The following is a 22,846-nucleotide window of genomic DNA, read 5'->3' on the forward strand; positions in this document are numbered from 1 at the left end:
CGCGACCAGTTGTGCATCATGCACAACTCTCAGCACCGAGTGAGGACGTGACAACACGGGCGAACGAACCACTCGGAAAGCCTATTTTTGTCATGGTGACAAGAAGATAGGGTTGAGGCCATGCCTGGAGAGTCGTGGTCACCGCCAGCCGTCTTAGTCGCGGTCGACCTCGTGATCCTGACGCTTCGGCAGACGAAACTGCAGGTTTTGCTCGTCGAGCGGGGCATTGAGCCGTACCGGGGAATGTGGGCTCTGCCTGGCGGATTCCTCAACAATCCAGAGGAGGACCTTCTCGGCGCGGCCCACCGTGAACTCCGGGAAGAAGCGAATCTCGACGGCACCCGACTGCACCTGGAGCAGCTCGGCGCCTACGGACAACCCGGCCGCGATCCCCGCGGACGAATAATCTCGGTCGCCTACCTCGCCATCGCTCCCCGGCTGCCCGAGCCGGTGGCGGGCACTGACGCGGCGGCCGCCGAGTGGATGCCCGTACACGACGCACTCTCCAGCCGCCCAGCACTCGCATTTGATCACTGTCAGATCGTTTTGGACGGCGTCGAACGCGCAAGGACGAAATTGGAGAACTCGGCACTCGCGACCGCGTTCTGCGCCGAAACCTTCACAATTTCAGAGCTACAGCGGGTATACGAGGCCGTGTGGGATGTGCAGCTCGATCCTCGGAACTTCTATCGGAAGGTCCGAAGCGTTCCCGGGTTCATCGAGCCCGCCGATTCCTTCCGCAGAACCACGAAAGGTCGACCTGCCCGGCTGTTCCGCTCCGGGCCACGAACCGTGCTGCATCCACCAATCATTAGGCCTGGACGGGAAAGTGAGGGGGAAAGATGGCACGCGACCTCGTCGTCATACTAACCGCACTCAACCTGGAGTACGACGCCGTCAGGCGGCGGCTACACAATCCGAATGTCTACCGGCACAGACACGGCACGCGCTACGAGATCGGCGAGCTACCTGGTGTGGCGGGCCGCCTGGCGCTCGCCCTTACCGGCAAGGGCAATCCAGCAGCCGGTGTCCTCGCGGAGCGGGCGGTACAGGAGTTCTCACCGGCGGCCCTACTCTTCGTCGGCGTAGCAGGCGCGCTGTGGGACACACCACCGCTTGGTGACGTCGTGATGGCCACACACGTCTACGCCTACCACGGCGGCACCAGCGAAAACGACGGGCTGAAGGCACGTCCGCGAGTGTGGGAGACGGATCACGGCCTCATCCAACTCGCCGCCCATCTTGCCCGCAAGAGTGAATGGTCCGACCACAAACCACGGCAACGCACTTCAGCGAAGGTCCATTTCGGCTCAATCGCCGCTGGGGAGATCGTTCAGAACTCACGGGTGTCACGCGAGGCCGTGTGGATTCGCAATCACTACAACGACGCGCTGGCGATCGAGATGGAAGGTGCGGGCGTCGCACAGGCAGGACATCTTAGCGGATCAGCCGTCGCCATTGTGCGAGGGATCAGTGATCGTGCCGACGGCACCAAGAACACCGATGACGACCGGAACTGGCAGCCACGAGCAGCGGACAACGCCGCCGCGTTCGCGATTGGCCTCGTCACCGAACTACTCAACGACCAGGGGAAGGCCAACATGAAGCAGTCCGACGAATCTGATTACGGCGTCAGAGTATCCGCAGCGGGTACGGTGGGCATTCAGGCCGGTGGGAACGTCAGTGGCAGCAATGTCTGGATCACTGGCCACCAGCACGACTCACCGTCCATCGACCTGGTTGCCGATTTGGCGGCGCTGCGCGACCGGTTGGATCTCGAACGGTCGACCGGCAAGCTGGACGAGGACACCTACGCGGCCGCACGAACAGAGCTCGACACCGCGCGTGAGGCGATTGCCGCGGAAACGCCGGACAACAAGAGCACGTTTGTCCTGGCACTCAAGCGCCTGCGCGGACTGCTCGCAGATGCAGCCGAACTGACAACGAAAATCGCGACGATACTAGCCGCGGTTAAGGGACTGCAATGAACGAGGAGTCCAGCAACAGGATCAATGTCGCCGACGGCATCACCGGCATTCAGGCCAACGGAGACGTATACGATTCGACTGTCTACATCGTACAGGAAGGCGACTCACCACGGAAGCGATACGAGGTCGCGGTCCAGCACCTGGAGGACGGAATCCCCGCTCAGGCCCGCGAACTCATCACCGATGCGATCACCGACGGACATGACGGCGGTGACGTACGCTTTCACCTGGTACTGGCCTTGCTGAGTAAACGTGCGTACCGAGACCTCTCCCCCACCGACCGTCAACAGCTCGCACGCACCGAGGAAATCCTGGATACGCTGGACAACGACGAGTGGAAGCGATCGTTAGACGTGGTCTACGAGCTGCTGGCCTGTCAACGTGAGCGATCACGCAACCCCAAGTCCGCGCTCCGACGGTTGCGAATGCTGGGGGACACCCAACGCCAGCGGATCATTCGCCATCTCGAACACGTCCTCACCGGCAGCGCGAAGGACAACTTGTGGGAAGAAACTCGACAGGCTGCTGAAGAAGACAGGGAAAGCAATGATCGACTTGGCAGTGTCTGGGCCTACTTCGAGCCGAAACCGATCCCCCCGCGCGCACGCGAACCCGCTGCGGACCGCACCACGTTCCGCGACAGGGCCTTGGCCACCGGATACGCCCTGCTCGCGACGGTCAGCATCGGGTACCTCGACTGGATCGCATTATCCCCCGCCACGCTGCTGCTCGGGTTTGCTGTTCCGCTCGCACTGGCGGCCGGATGCGCAGCGGCCATAACCGGACTCGAATGGTATTACCACAGCCAGCGGCTGCGGACCAAAGACCAGCAGTACCTCGGGCGGTACGGCACAAATCAGGCCCCCGAAGGCGGGTTCGCGAACGGGGTCGACAGGAGTTTTGATTACTACTTCAGCAAATATGTTCCCCACGGTACATCCCGTGAGGATTGGCTCCAACAGACGGTCGGGATCAGACGGAATCTCCGTGACGAGATCGCGGAATTGTACCGTGAGCAGCGGATAGCCGTGGGTCGGGTGAACTGGTTGATCCGGCACCTCGTCGGCAAAGTCAGAAAACGCTGGGAGAACGGCGTACTGTGGCAGTATCGCGAGGATCATCGAATCGCAGGGACCACAAAGCTTTGGTGCTCAGCATCGGGTGCGATCTTCGCCGCTTCGACTCTTCTCGTAATCGCCACGGCGGTGCGAACCGCGCCACTACCGTCGGCCTTCGCCACGGTGATCTTCGGCTTTGCCGCCGTCAAGTCCGCAACACGCTGGCTTGACATCGTCGGTGAACGACGACGCCTGCGCGAAGAAGAGCAGGAATACGAGCAAGAGCGGCATGAACGGAGGTTGGCCTTCGAACGGTGGAGGGAGAAGCTGCGTTCCACCCGCCCGTCGGAGTACAAAATGGAAACCTGGTTGAGCTGCGACGTGACATTGTTGCTCAACCAAGCTTTGGAACACTACCGCCTGGCATGGCGCGATGTTCTCGCCCATGCCGTTCTACTCACCCCATCGCGGGGTTGCCAGAGGGCACGTGCCACGCATGGGCTCTGGCGATACACCAAGTATGACGTCCGACTGTTCCTGATCACCCAGGAAGGAGTTCGGGAGCTCATTGCCAAACTAGATTTCAGCAGAGCCGAATTCGAAATTCAGGCTCGAAATAACTATCGTTTCGACGCTGTCTCGTCGGTCTACGTGGCGAAGACCGACGATTACAGCTACGAACTGAGACTTACCTTGATGAATGGGCCAAGCCACGAGATCGAGGTCACCGGCCTGGACGTACCATATGCCGAGTCCGAAGCAGACCCTCATATGTTCGCCGCGATCAACCTCGACGCCGCAGGATTCGATCACACACTGCACATCCTGGAAGGCATCGCGGCGGAAGGCAAAGGCTGGATCTCCCGTGACCAATCGGACAATCGTGCCCCCGGGTCAGACGCCGCCTGACGTCGCTGCGCACAGCCGATGTGCCAGTCACGTGGAACGGTCGTCACGCCCGGCCCGCGATTACCGAACTCAGCCACGTCCATGAGCAAGGTAGGAACGCCACCCGCCGTGGTGGGAGATGTCCTCGCCTGCGATGTCCGCGCAGCCGAAGCCGACCACCCAGCTACCGTCGCCCAGTTGCACCTTTCCCAGCGTCATCGGTGCGGGCAGCTCGGCGAGGAAGGTCCCCAGCCCAGCGGGCGGCAGCAGCCACAACTCGCCGGTGAGCGCGACACCTTCGCCCTCACCGACCCGTACCACGCCGGGTTTGGGTGGCGACGTCGGCAGCGCGTACATGCGGTAGCGCGGCGCCGTCGCACACGGCCCGACGTATCGGGCGCCGAGGCCGACGAGCTGCGGGTTCAACGGCTCGCCGGACATGTGCGCGCCGAACACCGCCAGCTCGACACCCGGCGTGGGCAGTACGGGAACGTCGCCCACGAGCTCCGGTTCGACCAGTCGCGACGCGATGTCGAGCGCCACCTGGTCGTCGAAGTCTCGCACGATCACGCTGACTCCGAACAGCCCACCGTCTGCCGATCCGGCGGGCACCGCAACCGCCGCCATGTCGAGCAGGTTCACGAAGTTGGTGTAGGTACCCAGGAACGAGTTCAGCCCGAGCGGATCGGCTCGCACCGCGTCGATGCTCGGGTGGGTTGGCGCGGTCGGGAGCAGCAACGCGTCGAAGTCGGTGAGCGTCGTCCTGGTCTGGCCCCGGACCCGCCGCAGCCGCTGCTGGTCGTGCACCAGCGCGGCGCCGTCGACGCCCTTCGCGCCGAGGGCGATCGTGGCTACGGACGGATCGACGGCCGTGGGGTGCTGCTCGACGAACTCGCCGAACGCGGCGTACCGCTCGGCGACGAGCGCACCGTCGTAGAGCAGCTTCGCCACATCCAGCAACGGCCGGACATCCAGCTCCGCGATTTCGGCGCCACGCTCACGCAACCGCGCCACCGTGGCGAGGAAGCGGGCTCTCGCCTGTTCGGACAGCGGCGCGAGTTCCGCTTCCCGCGGGACGGCGATGCGGGACACCGGGGGCGCGGAAAGCCGCACCGTGCTCGGCCATGCCCGCGACGCCGGGTCCGCCGCCGAAACGCCTGCCATGGTCCGGACCACCGTCGCCGCTGCCGCGATCGTCGGGGCGAAGGCGGTGACACAGTCGTACGAGGGGCACGCGGGAACCACCCCGTCGACCGGGACCACACCCAGCGTCGCCTTGACACCGACGATGCCGTTCAACGCGGCGGGCACCCGCCCTGACCCCGCGGTGTCGGTGCCGAGTGCGAAGTCGGCGATGTCCAGCGCCACCACGACCGCCGACCCGGAACTCGACCCGCCGGAGATCAGTTCCTCGTGCCACGCGTTGCGCACCGCACCGTGGGGGCTACGAGTGCCGACCAACCCGGTGGCGAACTGGTCGAGGTTGGTCTTGCCGAGCAGCACGGCACCGGCGTCCAGCAGCCGCCGCACGGCCGTCGCGGTGCGCTCGGCGCGGTAACCGTAGGCGGGACAGGCCGCCGTGGTCGGCATACCGGCGACGTCGATATTGTCCTTGATCGCGAACACGGTTCCCGCGAGCGGCAGCGTCTCCCCCGCCTCGAGCCGCGCCTCGACCTTCGCGGCGTCGGCGAGCGCGTCGTCGAGTGGCCGCAGCAGGATCCACGCCTCAGGACGGTCCACCTCCTCGATCCGGGCGTACGCGCGCCTGACCCGCTCCCGCGGCCCGCCGGACATCTCGGTGTTCACCACTGTCACGCCACCCGTTCCTCGTCAGCCTCCGCTACCACCAGCAGCGGCGCACCACCCGCGACCTGGTCTCCCGGAGCAACCAGTACCTGGCGAACGGTGCCGCTCACCGGAGCCGTCACCGGCATCTCCAGTTTCATTGCCTCAAGAGTTACCAGCGGTTCCCCGGAGGTGACCCGGCTTCCGGCCACGACGTCCGTCCGCCACACGCTCGCCGCCATCGGCGCCGTCACGACGACCTCGCCGTCGGCGATGTCGAGGCCGCCGGGCGCGTCGAAACCGACGGTCTCGCCCGCCCGATCGAACTCACCTGCCGCCGCCCACCTCCTTCGTTCGGCCTCGAATGCCTCGGCCTGTTCGCGGGTGAACACGGCGATCGATTCGGCGTTGCCGACCAGCAACTTGCGGTATTCCGCGTAGTCGAAGGTGCCCTCCCTGATGTCCAGGGTGGTGCGGCCGGTGCGCAGGTCGGCACGGATATCGGCCAGTTCTTCCGGACTGACCGGCTCCCAGACGATGCGATCGAAGAACCGGAGCAGCCACGGCACTCCTTCCTGGAACGAGCCGTACTGCCGCACGCCCGACCAGATCGGCACGGTGCGGCCGATGAGCTGGTAGCCGCCGGGGCTTTCCATCCCGTAGACGCACAGGTACGAACCACCGATGCCGACGGTGCCCTCCGCGGTCCAGGTCCGCGCCGGGTTGTACTTGGTGGTGACCAGCCGGTGCCTGGGGTCGATCGGCACCGCGGCGGGCGCACCCAGGTAAACGTCGCCGAGCCCGAGTACAAGGTAGGAGGCCTCGAAGACGACCCGGCGCACGTCCTCGATCGTGGCAAGCCCGTTGATTCGCCGGATGAACTCGATGTTGGACGGGTTGTAGAGCGCGTCGTCGCGCACGTTCGTCGTGTAGCGCTCGATCGCCTCCGCCACCGACGGGTCGTCCCAGGAAAGCGGCAGGCGCAGTTCGCGACTGGGCACGACCATGTCGTCCACCGAGGGCAGGGTGCCCTCGATCTCGGCGAGCAGTCCCGTGAGCGCTCGCACGCCCAGCACGTCCGGGTCGGTGTGGATGTGCAGCGAACGCACGCCTGGTGTGACGTCGATGATTCCCCGCTCGTCGCGGGCGTGCAGCGCGGTCGCGAGCGCGTGGATACGCATCCGCAGGCCGAGGTCGAGCGTCATCGGGCCGTACTCGACGAGCACCGCGTCGTCGCCCGCCCGCCGGTAAACCACCGCGGGCCTGCCGTCGTCCTGGTCGATGCTCAGCACTACCCCGGTGTCGGCGGCCGCGTCGGTGCGCGCGGCAGGGAGGTTCACCGCGCGCGGGACGCGTACGGCATCGGCGGCTTCCTCCGTCACGGGGTGGAATCGCAGCCGATCGTCAGGACGCAGCTGACCGAGCTTCCACCTGTCTCCGCTCACCACGGTCATCGGGCAGGCGAAGCCGCCGAGGCTGGGACCGTCCGGCCCCAGCAGCGCCGGGGTGTCGCCGGTGAAGTTCACCGTGCCGACCGAGTAGGCATTGTCGTGCAGGTTCGAGGGGTGCAGCCCCGCCTCACCGCCGTTGTCGCGTGCCCACCTCGGGCGCGGCCCGGACAGCCGCACACCTGGACGACCCGCGTGCACCTGCACCGTCCAGGTGGCCGCGTAGATCGCAGCCATGTCGTCGACAGTGAAGTAGTCCGGCGCGGGTTGTGGCCCCGGCAGCACCGCCAGCGTCCAGTCGTGCGTCAGCCGGGGCCGGTCCCGCGCCGGCACCGGCCTCGGGTCCGCTGCGTCGTCGCGCACCACACCCGGCAGTATCGTGTCGCCGGCGCGTAGTTCGCGGCCGGTGTAGCCGCCGATGCCGCCCTGCGGGAAGGTGGCCGCGCTGCCGAGGTACCGGGGTACGTCCAGTCCACCACGGAACAGCACGTAGGCGCGCACCCCGGCCCCGGTCACCGTGCCCACCGTGAGCAGGCCACCTGCGGGAACCTCGACCGGCTCCCACTGCGCCACCTGCTTGCCGTCCACGGTGACCGGTGCTTCGGCACCCGTCACGCACACGGTTGTCGCCCCGGCGAACCGCAGCGTCGGGCCGGTCAGGGTGCACTCCAACCCGGGGGCGCCCTCCGGGTTGCCGAGCGCCAGGTTGCCCAGCCGAAACGACAGGTCGTCCATCGGGCCGGACGGCGGCACGCCAACCTCCCAGAACCCGAGCCGACCCGGCCAGTCCTGCACCGTGGTCAGCGTTCCGGGCTCGATCACGTCGATGCGCGGGGAAGTATCCGCGACCCCTGGCAGGGTCGCCGTGGTGTGGGTGGCCGACCGCAACGCCGGGTCGTCACATGCCGCCAGCAACTGTCCGAGGTTGGTGTGTACGCCGGTGATGCGGGTTCGGGCGAGCGCGCCTGCCAGGCGGCTGATCGCCTCCTCGCGGTCGGCACCGTGCGCCATCACCTTGGCCAGCAACGGATCGTAGTGCGGGGGGACGTCCTGCCCCTCGGCGATCCAGGTGTCGACCCGCACACCGGGAACGTCGGGCAGCCGAACATGGCTGAGCGTGCCCGCGCTGGGTAGGTGGTCGCGCACCGGGTCCTCGGCGTATACCCGTGCCTGGATGGCATGACCGGTTAAGGCGGGTCCCTCGGGTGGCACGCCGTCCAGCACCGCGGTGTCACCCGCCGCGATACGGATCATCCACTCGACGAGGTCCACGTCTGTGACGAGTTCGGTGACGCCGTGCTCCACCTGCAACCGGGTGTTCATCTCCAGGAACGAGGCCCGCTCCCGGCGCGCGTCGTAGACGAACTCGACGGTCCCCACCGAGGCGTAGTTCATGGACTCGGCCAGCGCCCGCGCGCTGCGATGCAACCGATCGCGGACCGTGGCCGGGAGTGCGGGGGCGGGTGCCTCCTCCACGACTTTCTGGTTGCGCCGTTGCAGCGAGCAGTCGCGGTCACCGAGGCTGACGACGCGGCCCTCGCCGTCGCCAACCACCTGCACCTCGATGTGGCGGGCCTGATCTACGTAGCGTTCGCAGAACACGGCCGGGTTGCCGAAGTGCTCAGCTGCCAGTCGCCGCACGGAGTCGAACGCCGCACGCAACTCGACGGGACCGCGAACGACCCGCATGCCGATCCCGCCGCCGCCACCGGAGGCCTTCATGATCACGGGGAAGCCGATCCGCTCCGCCTCGGCCAGTGCGTGGTCCACATCAGACAGTAACCCTGATCCCGGCAACATGGGCACACCCGCACGCGCGGCGGCCTCCCTGGCCTTCGCCTTGTCGCCGAAGGTCTCCAGCTGACGCGGTGTAGGCCCGATGAACGTCAGACCCGCATCGGCGGTGGCTCGCGCGAAGGCGGAATCCTCGGAGAGAAAGCCGTAACCAGGATGGATCGCCTGCGCACCACTCGAAACGGCCGCCCGCAACACGGCATCGGAGTCGAGGTAGCTTCGCGCCACTTCGGCCTCTCCGATCAGCACGGCGTCGTCGGCCATCCTGACGTGCGCCGACGTGCGATCCGCCGTGGAGTACACCGCCACGGTCTCGATGCCCATCCGCCTGGCGGTGGCGATGACCCGGCAGGCGATCTCGCCCCGGTTGGCGACAAGGATTCGATCGAACATCTGCCCCTCCTCTGGTTCGCGGTTCGTCACGGCTGAAGAGCCGACGCCATGCGTGCCATGGAGATCGCCTGCTCGGCTCTGGCGACGACGACGGCGCGCGATGCGTCGATATGGCCGCGCAGCGCGGCCTGCGCCTCCTCGAGCCGCCGGTCGAGCGCGAGTTCGAGGATGGTGATGTGTTCGGTGATGGTGGCGGCCATGCGGTCCGGCGTGAGGTAGTCGTACATGCGAACCGGCCGGATGCGCGCGTTCACCGCGTGCAGCGCCTCGACGAAGGCCATGTTGCCGGACGCCGCCAGCAGGGTGACGTGGAACTGCTCGTCCCTGTCGACGAATCCGGCGTCCGGTAGCGGCGGGTTCCGCTGTAGTGCGTGCCAGTGGTCGAGTTCGGGTCCGAGCAGGTCCGGGTCGTGGCGTGCCTGCGCCGGGGCCAACCGTTCGAAGCCGCGTAGTTCGAGGGTGAACCTGAGTTCGTACAGGTCGTTGAGGTCACTGAACTTCGGCCGGTACGGGTAGAGCCCGCTCTCGCCGCGCTCCACCAAGCCGTCGGCGACCAGCCGGGCGAGCGCCTCACGGATCGGGGTGCGAGACGCCTCGTAGCGGGCCGCGAGCTTGCCCTCGCCGAGCCGATCCGACGGCGGGAACGCACCGCTCATCAGGTCGGCTCGCAGGGCTCGGTAAACGCGCTCACCCACCGGCCGCGCGCGGTCGGGGTGCGGTTGCTTCACTGCCATACTTCCTCAGATCGCCATCGCCTCGCGCGCCGCGCGTTCCGCACCGAGGCCGCCTTCTCCGGTATCCGCGATCCGGCCGGACTCGAGCACGTAGTAGCGGGAGGCGGCGCGTAGCGCGAACCCGATGTGCTGCTCGACCATGAGCACGCCAAGGCCGCCTCGCCGGGTGAGATCGGTGACGGTCTGCTCGATCTCGGACACCACCGTTGGCTGGATGCCTTCGGTGGGCTCGTCCAGGATCAGCATCCTGGGCTCGGTCAGCAGCGCGCGAGCGATCGCCAGCTGCTGCCGCTGCCCGCCCGAAAGCAGACCTGCCCTGCGGTCGAGCAGCCCGGTCAGCGCTGGAAACAGGTCGAGTGACTCCGCGATCAGCTCCCTGCCGCGGCGGCGCCCGTCCGCGACGACACGCAGGTTCTCCATGGTGGTGAGCTGGCCGAAACACTGCTGGCCCTGCGGCACGTAGCCCAGTCCCCGCGCTACCCGGGCGGCCGGGCGCATCCGGGTGAGATCCTCGCCGTCGAACACCACCCGGCCCCTTGTGACGTTCAGCAGACCGACCGCCGCGCGCAGCAGCGTGGTCTTGCCAGCCCCGTTGTGGCCCATCACTGCGACCACTGCATCGGCGGGGACCGCGATGCTGACGTCACGAACCACTTCGGTGCGCCCGTATCCGGTGTGGACGTTGATCAGTTCAAGCATCGGCCGCTCCTGCCATTCCGGGGGTACCGAGGTAGACCTCCTGCACGCGGGGGTCGGCCTGCACCTGCGCGACGGTGCCCTCGGCCAGCACCTTGCCCCCGTGCAGCACGGTCACCGACGTGGCGAAGTCGCGCATGAAGTCCATGTCGTGCTCGACAACGACCACGGTGCGATCGGCACCGATCCGCCGCAACAGCTCGCCCGTGGTAGCGCGTTCGTCGTGGCTCATGCCCGCGACCGGTTCGTCAAGCAGCAGCACGTCGGCGTTTTGCACCAGCAGCATGCCGATCTCCAGCCACTGCTTCTGGCCGTGCGCCAGAGTCCCCGCCTGCCGGTGGGCCAGTTCGGCGAGCCCGACGGTCTCCAGTGCCTGCGCCACTGGCGGTTCCACCGTGCGGCGGCGCCGCAGCAGCTTCAGCGGTGACCGGTGGGCGCCCGCGGCGATGTCAAGGTTCTGCAGCACACTGAGCCGTTCGAACACCGTCGCCGTCTGGAAGGTGCGGCCGACGCCGAGCCTGGCGATCTGCTGCGCCTTCTTGCCGATCAGTTCGGTACCGGACTTCCGCACCGAGCCGGTGGCTGGTACCAGCCCGGTCACCGCGTCGACAAGAGTGGTTTTCCCGGCGCCGTTGGGTCCGATCAGGAATCGCAGATCACCCTGTAGCAGGGTCAGGTTGACCCTGTCGACGGCGGTGAACCCGTCGAAGGTCACCGTCAGGTCGGTGATTTCGAGGTATTCGGTGCCCATTCCCCGGTTGCCGCCGAAAACGGGTTGGTCTGTCCTGCGGGCACTTCCCGCCACCGGTGGTTCGTGACCGTCAGTGGTTGTCATGCCGTTGCCTCCTCCGGTGCCGTCGCATGCCGCACCCCCGGTTTCGTCACCGTCCCGCTTCGTCGCTTCAGCACGGCGACGATCGAAGCCAGCCCGCCGGGAAGGAACCCGACAACCGCGATGAACAGCAGGCCCTGGGCGTAGGTCCACATCGAAGGGAACTGCTCGGAAAGGGTCGTCTGTGCCCACGCCACCGCGATCGCACCGATCACCGGTCCCAGCAACGTCTCCCTGCCGCCGATCGCGACGCCGATCAGGAACGCGATGGAGGGAAGGACGCCGACGTCGGCGGGTGAGACGATCCCGACGACGGGCACGAACAGCGCACCCGCGATCCCCGCGAACGCGGCGGCGACCGCGTAGGCGGCCACCTTGATGTTGGCCGGGTCGTAGCCGAGGAACCGCACACGCTCCTCCTGGTCGCGCACCGCCACAAGCAGTTCCCCGTAACGGCTTCGCGTCAACTGCCACGCGAAGAGCACCACGGCCAGCAGCGTGCCTGCGGCGATGAAGAACAACATCCGCATGTTGACCGGGTCGTTGAGCGCGAACCCGAAGAAGGAATGGAAGCTGCTCAGGCCGTTGCTGCCGCCGACGCTCTGCTGCCCGACGAGCAGGATCGCGAACGCGGCGGCGAGCGCCTGGCTCAGGATCGCGAAGTACGCTCCCTTGACGCGACGCTTGAAGATGACGAGCCCGAGCAACACCGCGACCAACGCGGGCAACACCAGGATGGCGAGCAGTGTCACCACGGGTGACGCCAGCGGCGCCCACCAACCGGGAACCTCAGTGAACCCGGCGATCTGTAGGAACACCGGAACGCTGCCGGGCCCGTCGCGCAGTTCGGCATCGGCGAGCTTCAGGTGCATCGCCATCAGGTAGGCGCCGAGTCCGAAGAAGACGCCCTGGCCCAGGGTCAGCATCCCGCCGCGACCCCAGGCCAGCCCGATGCCGACCGCCACGATGGCGTAGCAGAGGAACTTGGCGAGCAGGTTCAACCGAAACTCGCTGAGCACCGCGGGTGCCAGCCCGAACAGCATCGCGGCGGCCAGCGCGAATCCCGCCAGTGCACGCCATCGCGACGGGCTACCCCAAGCGTGGGCGGTGGTGACCGCCGAGCGGAAGGTGGTCACGCAAGGCTCCTTGTCTTGAGGCTGAACAGTCCTTGCGGTCGAAGCTGTAGGAAGATGACGATCACCAGGAACACACCGACCTTGGCCAGGCTCGCCGTTGTCGAGTACTCGAAGAAGGACTGCAGGCTGCCGAGCGCGAACGCCGCGATAACGGCGCCCTTTAGCTGTCCGAGCCCGCCCGCGACCACCACGAGGAACGCATCGATCACGTAGCTTTGGCCGGTGGTCGGGCTGGTGGAGCCGATGAGAGTCAGCGCGACACCGGCCACCCCCGCCAGCCCGGAGCCGATGAAGAACGTGGTGAGGTCGGTGCGCCTGCTCGAGATGCCCGCGGTCTCGGCCAGGTCGCGGTTGCCCACGACGGCGCGGATCCGTCGCCCCATGGCTGTGTAGCGCAGCACGGCGGTGAGGGCCAGCACGCACAACGTGGCGAGCACCAGGATGAACACCCTGGTCTTCGGCACCACGGTCCCGAACAGCTCGACGCCACCGACGAGCCACTGTGGTGCCGTCACGTTCACCGCGGGCGCACCGAAGACGTCACGGGCGAGTTGCTGCAGCACCATTCCGACACCGAAGGTCACCAGCAGGGTGTCCAGCGGCCGGTGGTAAAGCCGCCTGATGAGGGTGGCCTCCAGAGCCACCCCCAGCAGGCCGCCGACGGCGAATCCGGTCACGAGCGCGACCGGGAGTGACACGCCCGCGGTGCCCAGCACCTGCTGCGTGACGAACGCCGTGTAGGAGCCCGCCATGATGAACTCGCCGTGAGCCATGTTGATCACGCCCATCTGGCCGAACACCAGCGACAGTCCCAGCGCGGCGAGCAGCAGGATCGAGCCGGTGCTCATACCGGTGAGCAACTGTCCGATGACGACGTCCATGAGAGGCTCTCCCTCTGTTCCGGTTCCGGCGAACTCCCCATCGACTACCGGGCCAAGCCCTCGGCCCAGTCGTAGGACTTCAGGTACGGGTCGGGCTTGATGGGGCCGTCGGACTCCCACACCGTGTAGATGAGGCCGTCGGAGCGGATCTCACCGATCCGTGCCGTCTTGCTGATGTGGTTGTTCTCGCCGTCGATCGTCACGGTTCCCTCGGGCGCGTCGAAGCTCACGCCCGCCGCCGCCTTCCTGACATCGTCCACATCGAATGACTTCGCCTTCTCCGCACTGGCCTTCCACAGGTACACGGAGGTGTAGGCGGCCTCCATGGCGTCGGAGGTGACTCGCTTGGCGCCGTACTCCTCCTTGAACGCCGCCACGAATGCCGAGTTGTCGGCGGAATCGAGTGTCTGGTAGTAGTTCCACGACACCAGCTGGCCCTCGATGTTCTTGACGCCGATGCCGCCGATCTCCTCCTCTGCGATGGACACCGACATCACCGGCATGTCCTTCGCGGACAGGCCGACGTTGCTGTACTCGCGGAAGAACGCCACATTGGAGTCGCCGTTGAGGGTGTTGAACACCGCGTCCGCGTCGGCCTTGCGGATCTTGTTGCCGATCGTCGAGAAGTCGGTGGAGCCCAGCGGGGTGTACTCCTCGCCCTTGATCTCGATACCGTTCGCCTTCGCGTAGGCCTTGATGACCTCGTTCGCGGTGCGCGGGAACACGTAGTCGCTGCCGAGGAGGAACAACGACTTGACGCCCCGCTCTCGCAGGTAGTCGAGCGCGGGAACGATCTGCTGGTTGGTGGTGGCGCCGGAGTAGAAGATGTTCTCCGACGACTCGAGCCCTTCGTACTGCACGGGGTAGTACAGCAGCGCGTTGTTGTCCTCGAACACCGGAAGCATCGCCTTCCTGCTGGCCGAGGTCCAGCCGCCGAAGACGGCCGCGACGCAGTCGTCGCGGATCAGCTTCCCGGCCTTCTCCGCGAACACGGTCGGCTCGGAGGCCCCGTCCTCCGCGACGATCCTGAGCCGCATGCCGAGCACACCGCCGTCGGCGTTGATCTCCTTGACCGCTAGTTTGATCGAGTCCCGGACGGTCACCTCGCTGATCGCCATCGTGCCGGAGAGCGAGTTCAGCGAGCCGACCTTGATCTCGTCGCCCGAAGTGTCCACGCAACTGGTGGCACCCGCCGCCGACGGATCGCCCGCGCGGCTACCGCACGATGCGAGGACGAGGCTGAGCGCTATCGCCGCCGCGGCCGTTCGTACTGCTGAGGACAACTTCATGGGCAGGCCTTTCATGCTGGGTCGGCGCACCGACAGGCGGGCGCGGATGCCGGACAGCGCACGAACGAGAACCGCGTATACAGCTCGGTATCCGCCGTCGTATTCGATAGCGGGCAACCTACGGAGGCCCTGTTTCCGCGCTATGACCTCAGGTAACCGGCCGGTGAGATCACGTTGCCGGATGGTGAAGAAACCCTCACATCCAAGCGGGCGACGCTGTGAGAACACCCGATCGGCGCGCCGCGGCCGCGAAGACTGTCCAACCAGGCAGTGGCACCGATACGCGATCGTGGGTCATCATCGTCGGCTGACCACGGACCCGAGAACACCCCAGAACAGCGAGGTTCGCTCGATGGCAGGGCGTCACGTCGCCGCGCACGGCACCCTCCGCGGCACCAGGACAGCACTGGAACGCGAATGGACACGGTGGGTACCACGCGGTTCGACCCGCGAGGAGATCGCGGGCACCGCGCCCGCGCTCCGCGACGAGGTGCTCCAGTCGTGGCGTCGATCGCTGGTGACCGTGGACCCCGGTCGCGAGAGCGCACCTACCACGGACAGCGGGGACGTCGGTCCGCGCTGGGCGGACTCGCCGCTGCGCGCGCCCGTCACGGACCTGGCCGACGAGCTTCGGTCCATCGCCGACGACGCGGGCTTCGTCGCCGCGGTCACCGACACCGACGGCACCATCCTGTGGTCCTACGGCGGGCGGGTGATGCGGCGGCGCGCGGAGCGGGTCAACTTCGCCCCCGGTGGGCGCTGGGACGAACCGAACATGGGTACCAACGCGCTGTCACTCGCGCTGCGTACCGGACGCCCGAGCACGGTGTTCTCCGCCGAACACCTCGTCGCGGCGTTGCACGGTTGGGTGTGCTACTGCGCGCCGATCCGCGACCCCCAGGGCAGGAGGCTGGGCGTGCTCGACCTGTCCACGACGTGGGACCGGGCACACCCGCTGGCGTTGTCGACGGTGCGCACGCTCGTGACGACGATCGAGACCCGGCTGCGTGGCACACTCACCTCGGCGGGCACCGCGGGCGTGCGGCTGACCTGCCTCGGCGGCGGGGAGCTGTCGCGGGCGGGTGTCCCGGCGAGGCTGCGGCCGAGGCAACTGGAGATCCTCACACTGCTCGCGCTCGAGCCCGACGGCTTCACGCCGCAGCGGCTGCGCGAGGTGCTGTACGGCGACCGCTGCCTCGGGGCCACCACGCTGAAGGCCGAGGTTTCCCACCTGCGCCGGGCCGTCGGCGGCGAGATCGCCAGTAGGCGTTACGCGCTCACCGTGCCGCTTTCCTGCGACGCCGTCGAGCTGCTCGAAGCACTGCGAGCGGGTGACACGGCCAAGGCCGTCGGCTTGTACCGGGGTCCGCTGCTGCCCGAGTCGGAGGCTCCCGGCATCGTGCGGTGGCGGGAGTACCTGGAGGTGAGTACGCGTACCGCGGTGCTCGCCGACCGGTGTGCCGAGCACGCGCTGCGCTACGGCGAGGTCGCGCCGTACGACGTGGAGGTTCACGAGCACGCCCTCGCGCTGCTGCAACCCGACGACCCCCGCCGAGCCGTCGCGGCCGCCCGCCTGCACACCGCGCTGCTCGACTGAGCTCGCCGAGCCAACCTTTCGCCAACCTCGCTGCGCCACCGTGAGCACCGCCACGGCCGCGAGGCGGCCGCACGCACTCACGACTCGACGAGGAGCGACGCATGATCTACGCGAAACCAGGCACCCCCGGTAGCTCCGTGAGCTTCGCCGACCGCTACGACAACTTCATCGCGGGCGACTGGGTGGCGCCTGTGCAACAGCGCTACTTCGACAACCCCTCCCCCGTGGACGGCCAGGTCTTCACCCAGGTGGCACGTTCCTCCGCCGCGGACATCGATCTCGCTCTCGACGCGGCGCACCGCGCGGCGGGAAAGTGGGCCGCCACCTCCGTGGCGGAGCGCGCGAACATCCTCGGCAAGATCGCCGACCGCATCGAGGACAACCTCGAATCGCTCGCCGTCGCCGAAACCTGGGAGAACGGCAAACCCGTCCGCGAGACACTCGCCGCCGACCTCCCGCTGGCCATGGACCACTTCCGCTACTTCGCGGGCGCCGTGCGGGCGCAGGAAGGCGGCATCGCCGAGATCGACGCCGACACGGTCGCCTACCACTTCCACGAGCCGCTCGGCGTCGTCGGGCAGATCATCCCCTGGAACTTCCCCATCCTGATGGCGGCGTGGAAGCTCGCGCCCGCACTCGCGGCGGGCAACGCTGTGGTGCTCAAACCCGCCGAGCAGACCCCGGTGTCGATCCTGAAGGTCGTCGAACTCATCGCCGACCTGTTGCCACCCGGGGTTCTCAACGTTGTCAACGGGTTCGGCGTCGAGGCGGGCAAGCCGCTCGCGTCCAGTCCGAGGGTGGCGAAGGTGGCGTTCACCGGTGAGACCACTACCGGACGCCTCATCATGCAGTACGCCAGCGAGAACATCATCCCGGTCACGCTGGAGCTGGGTGGCAAGAGCCCCAACATCTTCCTGCCCGACGTGCTCGCCGCCGACGACGAGTTCCTTGACAAGGCCGTCGAGGGTTTCGTGATGTTCGCACTGAACCAGGGCGAGGTGTGCACCTGCCCTTCGCGTGCGCTGATCCACTCCTCGATCTACGACGACTTCCTGGCACGCTGTGTCGAGCGGACGGAGGCCATCCGGGGCGGGAACCCGCTGGACGACGCCACCATGCTCGGCGCGCAGGCCAGCAACGACCAGTACGAGAAGATCCTGTCCTACATCGACATCGGCAAGCGGGAGGGCGCAGGGGTGCTCACCGGTGGCGGGCCTCGGAAGGTCGACGGCCTGCCCGGTGGCTACTACATCGAGCCGACCATCTTCGAAGGCAGCAACGACATGCGGGTCTTCCAGGAGGAGATCTTCGGGCCGGTGGTGTCGGTCACCAGCTTCGACTCGGTCGACGAGGCTCTCAAGATCGCCAATGACACGCTGTACGGCCTGGGCGCCGGTGTGTGGACCCGGGACATGAACACCGCCTACCGGCTCGGCAGGGGTATCCAGGCCGGTCGGGTATGGACGAACTGTTACCACGCCTACCCCGCTCATGCGGCTTTCGGTGGCTACAAGAAGTCCGGCATCGGGCGCGAGAACCACAAGATGATGCTGGAGCACTACCAGCAGACGAAGAACCTGCTGGTCAGCTACTCGCCGAGCAAGCTGGGGTTCTTCTGACATGGCAGGCCCGGAACCGATCGGGAGAGTCGCCATGACCGGCGCGGCACTTGCCGTGCTCCGGCGGTTGGTCGAGGCGCACGGCCCGGTGCTGTTCCACCAGTCCGGCGGGTGCTGCGACGGCAGTGCTCCCATGTGCTACCCGCGCGGCGACTTCAAGGTGGGTGCCGCCGATGTGCTGCTCGGCCACGTCGGCGGCGACACGCCGTTCTGGATGAGCCTCGACCAGTACGAGTACTGGAAACACACGCACCTGACCGTGGACGTCGTCACGGGAAGGGGAAGTGGGTTCTCACTGGAGGCCCCAGAGGGCGTGCGCTTCCTGATCCGCTCACGGTTGCTCACCGGCGAGGAGATGGCCGTGCTGTCGCAAGCCCCACCGACCAGGGGCTGCGACCCAGGTGGATGATCGACAACGCGCCCGCCCGTGGCGGGGCCGGACCAGGTGTCCGGCCCCGCCTTTTTTGTGTCCACGACGGCAGCCCTCCGTTCGGACAGGTGACGGGCTGACCTGCCGTGCGGACCTGGTGTCCCGGTCGGACGGAATGCGGGCGAAGGCGTTCCGGGCCGTGGTTTCACCCCGTTAGCGTCGCGGCAACCAGCTCAGCGCGGAGAGAGGATCACACTGCCATGCAGGTCGACGAGCTACTCAAACCGTTTCCGATCAAGGAGTTCCACCCGTTCCCCCGCGCCCTGCTCGGCCCCGGCGCGCACGAGCTGATCGGGCCGGAGGCACTCAAGCTCGGGTTCAAGCGGACGCTGGTGATGACAAGCGGGCTGCGCGGGTCGGACATCGTGCACAAGATCACCGAGTCGATGAAGTACCACGGGCTCGAGGTGGTGCTCTACGACAAGGTGGAGTCCAACCCCAAGGACTACAACGTCATGGACGCGGTGGCGCTGTACCAGGAGAACAAGTGCGACAGCTTCGTCTCCATCGGCGGCGGCTCCTCGCACGACGCGTGCAAGGGCGCGCGGATCTCCGTGGCGCACGACGGCAGGAACGTCAACGAGTTCGAGGGCTTCAACAAGTCGGAGAATCCCAAGAACCCGCCGCACATCGCGGTGTCCACAACGGCCGGTACCGGCTCGGAGACCTCGTGGGCCTATGTCATCACCGACACCACCACCGATCCGGACAACCCGCACAAGTACGTGGCCTTCGACGACACCTCGGTCACGACGCTGGCCGTCGACGATCCCGTGCTGTACTACGACTGCCCGATCGACTACACCGCGCAGTGCGGCTTCGACGTGCTCGCGCACGCCTCCGAACCCTACGTGTCCCGGCTGAACTTCGAGCCGTCGCTGGGCAACGCGCTGCACGCCATCAAGCTCACCGCCGAACACCTGCGTCAGGCGACGTGGAACCCGCTCGACCTGTCCGGCAGGGAGGGCATGATGTACGCGCAGTACATCGCCGCGCAGGCGTTCAACTCCGGCGGGCTGGGAATCATCCACTCGATCTCTCACGCCGTGAGTGCCTTCTACGACACCCACCACGGGCTGAACAACGCGATCGCGCTGCCGAGGGTGTGGGCCTTCAACATGCCCGTCGCGTACCGGCGGTTCGCGGAGATCGCGCGGGCGATGGGTGTGGACACCCACGGCATGACCGATGTGCGAGCCGCCGACGCGGCGCTGGCCGCGGCGATCCGGCTGCTGCGTGATGTCGGCATTCCCGAGCGGTTCGTCGACGTCAGGCAGGACACCTACTCCAAGAACCGGCTCGGCACCGGCCCGACCAAGTTCTACGAGAAGACCAAGGAGATCAAGGGCGGCGCCGAGGACACCGACCGGATCACCAGGCACGTGCTCGGTGACGCCTGCACGCCGGGCAACGCGAAGGAGTGCACGTTCGAGACCGTCCGCCCGGTGGTGGAGCACTGCCTCACCGGCGACCTGGACGACCTGCTCAGCTAGCCGACGCACCACCACTCCCCGCAGGGTGGCGGCGCCGTCCAGGGGGCCGCGCCGCCACCCCGCACCGCGGTAGGAAAGGAGCACGATGTCCGCCGGTACTCCCCCGTTCGACTCGGTGGATCAGGTGGTGACCGCGCTGGCCGAGCAGGGCTATCTCACCGACACCCGGTTGGCGACCACCGTCTTTCTGCTGACCAGGCTGGAGAAACCACTGCTGTTGGAGGGTCCCGCCGGTGTCGGAAAGACCGAGCTGGCGAAGGTGCTCGCCGCCGCGACGGGGCGCAGGTTGCTGCGGTTGCAGTGCTACGAGGGGCAGGACGAGACCAAGGCGTTGTACGAGTGGGACTACGGCAAGCAGTTGCTCTACACCCAGCTGTTGCGTGACAAGATCGGCCAGATCGTCGAGGACACGGCCGATCTGTCCGAAGCCGTCGACCGGATCGCGGCGCAGGAGAGCGCGTTCTTCTCCGAGCGCTTTCTGGCTCGCAGACCGCTGCTGGAAGCGGTGTGCTCGCCGGAGCCGGTGGTACTGCTCGTGGACGAGATCGACAGAGCCGACGAGGCGCTGGAAGCCGTGCTGCTGGAGATGCTCGGCGAGTATCAGGTGTCGATTCCCGAGATCGGCACGTTCAGTTCGGCGCGGCGACCGTACGTGGTGCTGACGTCGAACAACACCCGTGACCTCGCTGCCGCGCTCAAACGCCGCTGTCTACATCTGTTCCTGGACTATCCGCTGGCCGACCGGGAACTGGAGATCGTGCGTAGCAAGGAAACCGGACTGGCCGAGGCGGCGGCCCGGCAGCTCGTCGAGGTGGTTCGCGGTCTGCGTCACCTCGATCTACGCAAGGCGCCGAGCATCTCCGAGACCATCGACTGGGCCCGCACGCTCGCCGTCCTCGGCGTGGCTGAGCTGTCCGCTCCGGTGCTGGCCGACACGGTATCGGTGGTCGTCAAGTACGAGAAGGACTTGGCCAAGGCGCTGGACGCGCTGCCCCGGCTGGTCGATCCCAACGCCGAGATTCCGGATTCGCTCTCCAACGGCCACGGGCACGGCCACGGGCACGGCCATGAACTCGAGGGTCACGAGGTACGTGCCGCCAAGGATGAACCCGGCCGGTTCGACGACGGCTACTACGGCAGCCCGAGCGCGGGCAGGAGCGGCGGGTTCACGCCGAAGCCGGTCGGCTCAGACCAGGGCAGCCGGTCCTTCGCCCGGCGACGAGCGTTCTAGGTAGGTCGCAGATGGACTCGTCCATCCACCGGTTCACCCGCCTGCTGCGGCTGCGGGGGATTCGAATCTCGGTTCCGGAGATCCTGGACGCCATCCACGCCGCGGCGCAGCCGGGGGTGTTGGCCGAACGGGAACTGCTGCGGGCGGCGCTGCGGGTGGCGCTGGTGAAGGACCACCGCGACGAGCCCGCCTTCGACGAGGTCTTCGACGCGTTCTTCGGCCTGGTACGCGTCGGGACTGAACGGCACGGGCACGGCCACGGTCATGGGCATGACGACCTCGCCGATACCGGGGAGCTGGAGCGGTTCACGCTGTCCGAGGAGCCCGGCCGCACCCCCGAACAGGGTCACGAACACGGCAAGCCGTCGGATATCCGCGACTACTTCGACTCCGACGACCTGGCGCAGCGGTACAACCTGCACCAGGAGGCCAACAAGATCGACATGTCCGCGTTGACCGAGGAGATCGTCTTTTCCCAGGAGGAGGCGGGCGCCGCTGACGCCGACTACCGGGTGCGGCTGGAGACCTCCCGCCTGCACGGTGCGGGCGCGCCGGGGCGGCTGGCCGGAAGCAGCCAGACCCACATCGACGCCGAGCTGACTCTCGCTGAACAGGACAGGCTGTTGCGCTGGCTCGACTCCTCGGCAGCGGAGGACGGATTCGGTGACGAAGACGATGCCGCCGGGTTGCGCGGGCGGCTGGCGGGGGTGCTGGAGAACCTGCCTGCGGCACTCAAGCGGCACGTCGAGAAGCTGCTGGAGCTGGAGACCACACTGGTGGAACAGCGCGAGCGCGAGCAGTCCGACATCGACGGCTCGGCCGAGCGGGATCGTGCCGAGCTCGAGGAATCGTTGCGGCGGCTGGCCCGCACGTTCCGCGGCGCGCTCAACCCGAGGCGAAAGGCGGGTGCGCGAGGCCGGATCGACGCCGGCCGCACCATGCGCACGAACATGGGCTACGACGCCGTGCCGTTCCGCCCGGTCACGATGCGTCGGATCGAGGACCGGCCACGACTGGTCGTGCTGGCCGACGTGAGCCTGTCGGTGCGAGCCACGGCGTGGTTCACGCTGCATGTCGTGCACGGTCTGCAGAACCTGTTCGCTCAGGTGCGTTCGTTCGCCTTCGTCGCGCAGGTTGCCGAGGTGACTGAGCTGTTCGCCGAGGCCCCTCCCGAGCAAGCCCTGCGGACGATCCTCGCGGGCTCGTTGCTCGACGTCGACGCCAACTCCGACTACGGCGCCGTCATCGGCGAGTTTCTGGCCGAGCACGCCTCCGCGGTCACCCGCCGCACCACGATACTGGTACTCGGCGACGGCAGGGGCAACGGCAACGACCCCAACCTGTCCGGGTTCGCCGAGCTCACCAGGCGGGCGAGGGAAACGGTCTGGCTGACGCCGGAGCCGCGCTACTCGTGGCAGCTCGGCCGGTGTGACCTGCCACTGTATGCCGAGCACTGTGACCGGATCCGGGTGGTTCGGGACCTGTCCGGCCTGTCGAGGATGGCTGACGAAACGGGCGCCCAGGCCGTGCGGCGATGAGGCGAGCGGCGGCGCT

17 protein-coding genes are annotated in these 22,846 nt (G+C 67.3%); 9 read left to right on the forward strand and 8 right to left on the reverse strand.

Features of this window, described 5'->3' with window-relative positions:
• Nucleotides 1–120: 120 nt before the first annotated feature.
• From FHU38_RS14495 to FHU38_RS14505, 3 genes are read left to right on the forward strand one after another with little or no spacing between them, the layout of a single operon-like run.
• Nucleotides 121–870, forward strand: coding sequence for an NUDIX hydrolase (locus tag FHU38_RS14495; RefSeq protein ID WP_167171532.1), 750 nt, complete (start codon nucleotides 121–123; stop codon nucleotides 868–870).
• Entirely contained in the window at nucleotides 843–1,988 is a 1,146-nt protein-coding gene (locus FHU38_RS14500; RefSeq protein WP_167171535.1) for a 5'-methylthioadenosine/S-adenosylhomocysteine nucleosidase family protein, read from the forward strand. Before FHU38_RS14495 ends, FHU38_RS14500 begins: the two co-directional genes overlap by 28 nt.
• Nucleotides 1,985–3,955, forward strand: coding sequence for a hypothetical protein (locus tag FHU38_RS14505; RefSeq protein ID WP_167171537.1), 1,971 nt, complete (start codon nucleotides 1,985–1,987; stop codon nucleotides 3,953–3,955). The genes FHU38_RS14500 and FHU38_RS14505 overlap by 4 nt, the downstream gene beginning before the upstream one ends.
• A 69-nt stretch (nucleotides 3,956–4,024) precedes the next feature.
• Here the strand turns inward: FHU38_RS14505 and atzF are convergent, their stop codons facing one another.
• Genes atzF through urtA form a run of 8 tightly spaced genes read right to left on the reverse strand, consistent with a single transcriptional unit; the run spans nucleotide 4,025 to nucleotide 14,922 of the window.
• The gene (gene atzF / locus FHU38_RS14510) at nucleotides 4,025–5,749 is read right to left on the reverse strand and encodes an allophanate hydrolase (protein ID WP_449314279.1); all 1,725 of its coding nucleotides are present in this window, start codon (nucleotides 5,747–5,749) and stop codon (nucleotides 4,025–4,027) included.
• Nucleotides 5,746–9,354, reverse strand: a complete 3,609-nt coding sequence (gene uca / locus FHU38_RS14515) for an urea carboxylase (protein WP_167171540.1) — start codon at nucleotides 9,352–9,354, stop codon at nucleotides 5,746–5,748. Before uca ends, atzF begins: the two co-directional genes overlap by 4 nt.
• 26 nt (nucleotides 9,355–9,380) lie before the next feature.
• A complete protein-coding gene (locus tag FHU38_RS14520) occupies nucleotides 9,381–10,088 on the reverse strand; it encodes a GntR family transcriptional regulator (RefSeq protein WP_167171543.1) in 708 nt (235 codons plus the stop codon).
• A gap of 6 nt (nucleotides 10,089–10,094) precedes the next feature.
• A complete protein-coding gene (gene urtE, locus FHU38_RS14525) occupies nucleotides 10,095–10,787 on the reverse strand; it encodes an urea ABC transporter ATP-binding subunit UrtE (protein WP_167171546.1) in 693 nt (230 codons plus the stop codon).
• The gene (gene urtD / locus FHU38_RS14530) at nucleotides 10,780–11,619 is read right to left on the reverse strand and encodes an urea ABC transporter ATP-binding protein UrtD (RefSeq protein ID WP_167171550.1); all 840 of its coding nucleotides are present in this window, start codon (nucleotides 11,617–11,619) and stop codon (nucleotides 10,780–10,782) included. Before urtD ends, urtE begins: the two co-directional genes overlap by 8 nt.
• The gene (gene urtC / locus FHU38_RS14535; protein ID WP_313886780.1) at nucleotides 11,616–12,752 is read right to left on the reverse strand and encodes an urea ABC transporter permease subunit UrtC; all 1,137 of its coding nucleotides are present in this window, start codon (nucleotides 12,750–12,752) and stop codon (nucleotides 11,616–11,618) included. Before urtC ends, urtD begins: the two co-directional genes overlap by 4 nt.
• On the reverse strand, nucleotides 12,749–13,633 hold the full coding sequence (urtB, locus tag FHU38_RS14540) for an urea ABC transporter permease subunit UrtB (protein ID WP_167171553.1): 885 nt from the start codon (nucleotides 13,631–13,633) through the stop codon (nucleotides 12,749–12,751). Before urtB ends, urtC begins: the two co-directional genes overlap by 4 nt.
• Nucleotides 13,634–13,677: 44 nt before the next feature.
• Nucleotides 13,678–14,922: an urea ABC transporter substrate-binding protein gene (gene urtA, locus FHU38_RS14545; protein WP_208415676.1), complete on the reverse strand. Its 1,245-nt coding sequence runs from the start codon at nucleotides 14,920–14,922 to the stop codon at nucleotides 13,678–13,680.
• 352 nt (nucleotides 14,923–15,274) lie between these two features.
• Here urtA and FHU38_RS14550 point away from each other — a divergent pair, with 352 nt between their 5' ends.
• From FHU38_RS14550 to FHU38_RS14575, 6 genes are all read left to right on the forward strand, one after another.
• The gene (locus tag FHU38_RS14550; RefSeq protein WP_167171558.1) at nucleotides 15,275–16,519 is read left to right on the forward strand and encodes a helix-turn-helix domain-containing protein; all 1,245 of its coding nucleotides are present in this window, start codon (nucleotides 15,275–15,277) and stop codon (nucleotides 16,517–16,519) included.
• Nucleotides 16,520–16,620: 101 nt separating this feature from the next.
• The gene (gene adh / locus FHU38_RS14555; RefSeq protein WP_167171561.1) at nucleotides 16,621–18,138 is read left to right on the forward strand and encodes an aldehyde dehydrogenase; all 1,518 of its coding nucleotides are present in this window, start codon (nucleotides 16,621–16,623) and stop codon (nucleotides 18,136–18,138) included.
• A gap of 34 nt (nucleotides 18,139–18,172) precedes the next feature.
• Complete coding sequence (locus tag FHU38_RS14560; RefSeq protein WP_243852255.1) at nucleotides 18,173–18,547, forward strand: DUF779 domain-containing protein; 375 nt, start codon at nucleotides 18,173–18,175, stop codon at nucleotides 18,545–18,547.
• A 221-nt stretch (nucleotides 18,548–18,768) separates the two neighbouring features.
• On the forward strand, nucleotides 18,769–20,061 hold the full coding sequence (gene mdo / locus FHU38_RS14565; protein WP_167171567.1) for an NDMA-dependent methanol dehydrogenase: 1,293 nt from the start codon (nucleotides 18,769–18,771) through the stop codon (nucleotides 20,059–20,061).
• 85 nt (nucleotides 20,062–20,146) lie between these two features.
• Entirely contained in the window at nucleotides 20,147–21,292 is a 1,146-nt protein-coding gene (locus tag FHU38_RS14570) for an AAA family ATPase (RefSeq protein ID WP_167171570.1), read from the forward strand.
• Between the two features lie 11 nt (nucleotides 21,293–21,303).
• The gene (locus tag FHU38_RS14575; RefSeq protein WP_167171573.1) at nucleotides 21,304–22,830 is read left to right on the forward strand and encodes a VWA domain-containing protein; all 1,527 of its coding nucleotides are present in this window, start codon (nucleotides 21,304–21,306) and stop codon (nucleotides 22,828–22,830) included.
• The last annotated feature ends 16 nt before the right edge of the window (nucleotides 22,831–22,846 follow it).

The sequence above is a fragment of the Saccharomonospora amisosensis genome (assembly GCF_011761185.1).
GTDB classification, from domain to species: Bacteria; Actinomycetota; Actinomycetes; order Mycobacteriales; family Pseudonocardiaceae; genus Saccharomonospora_A; species Saccharomonospora_A amisosensis.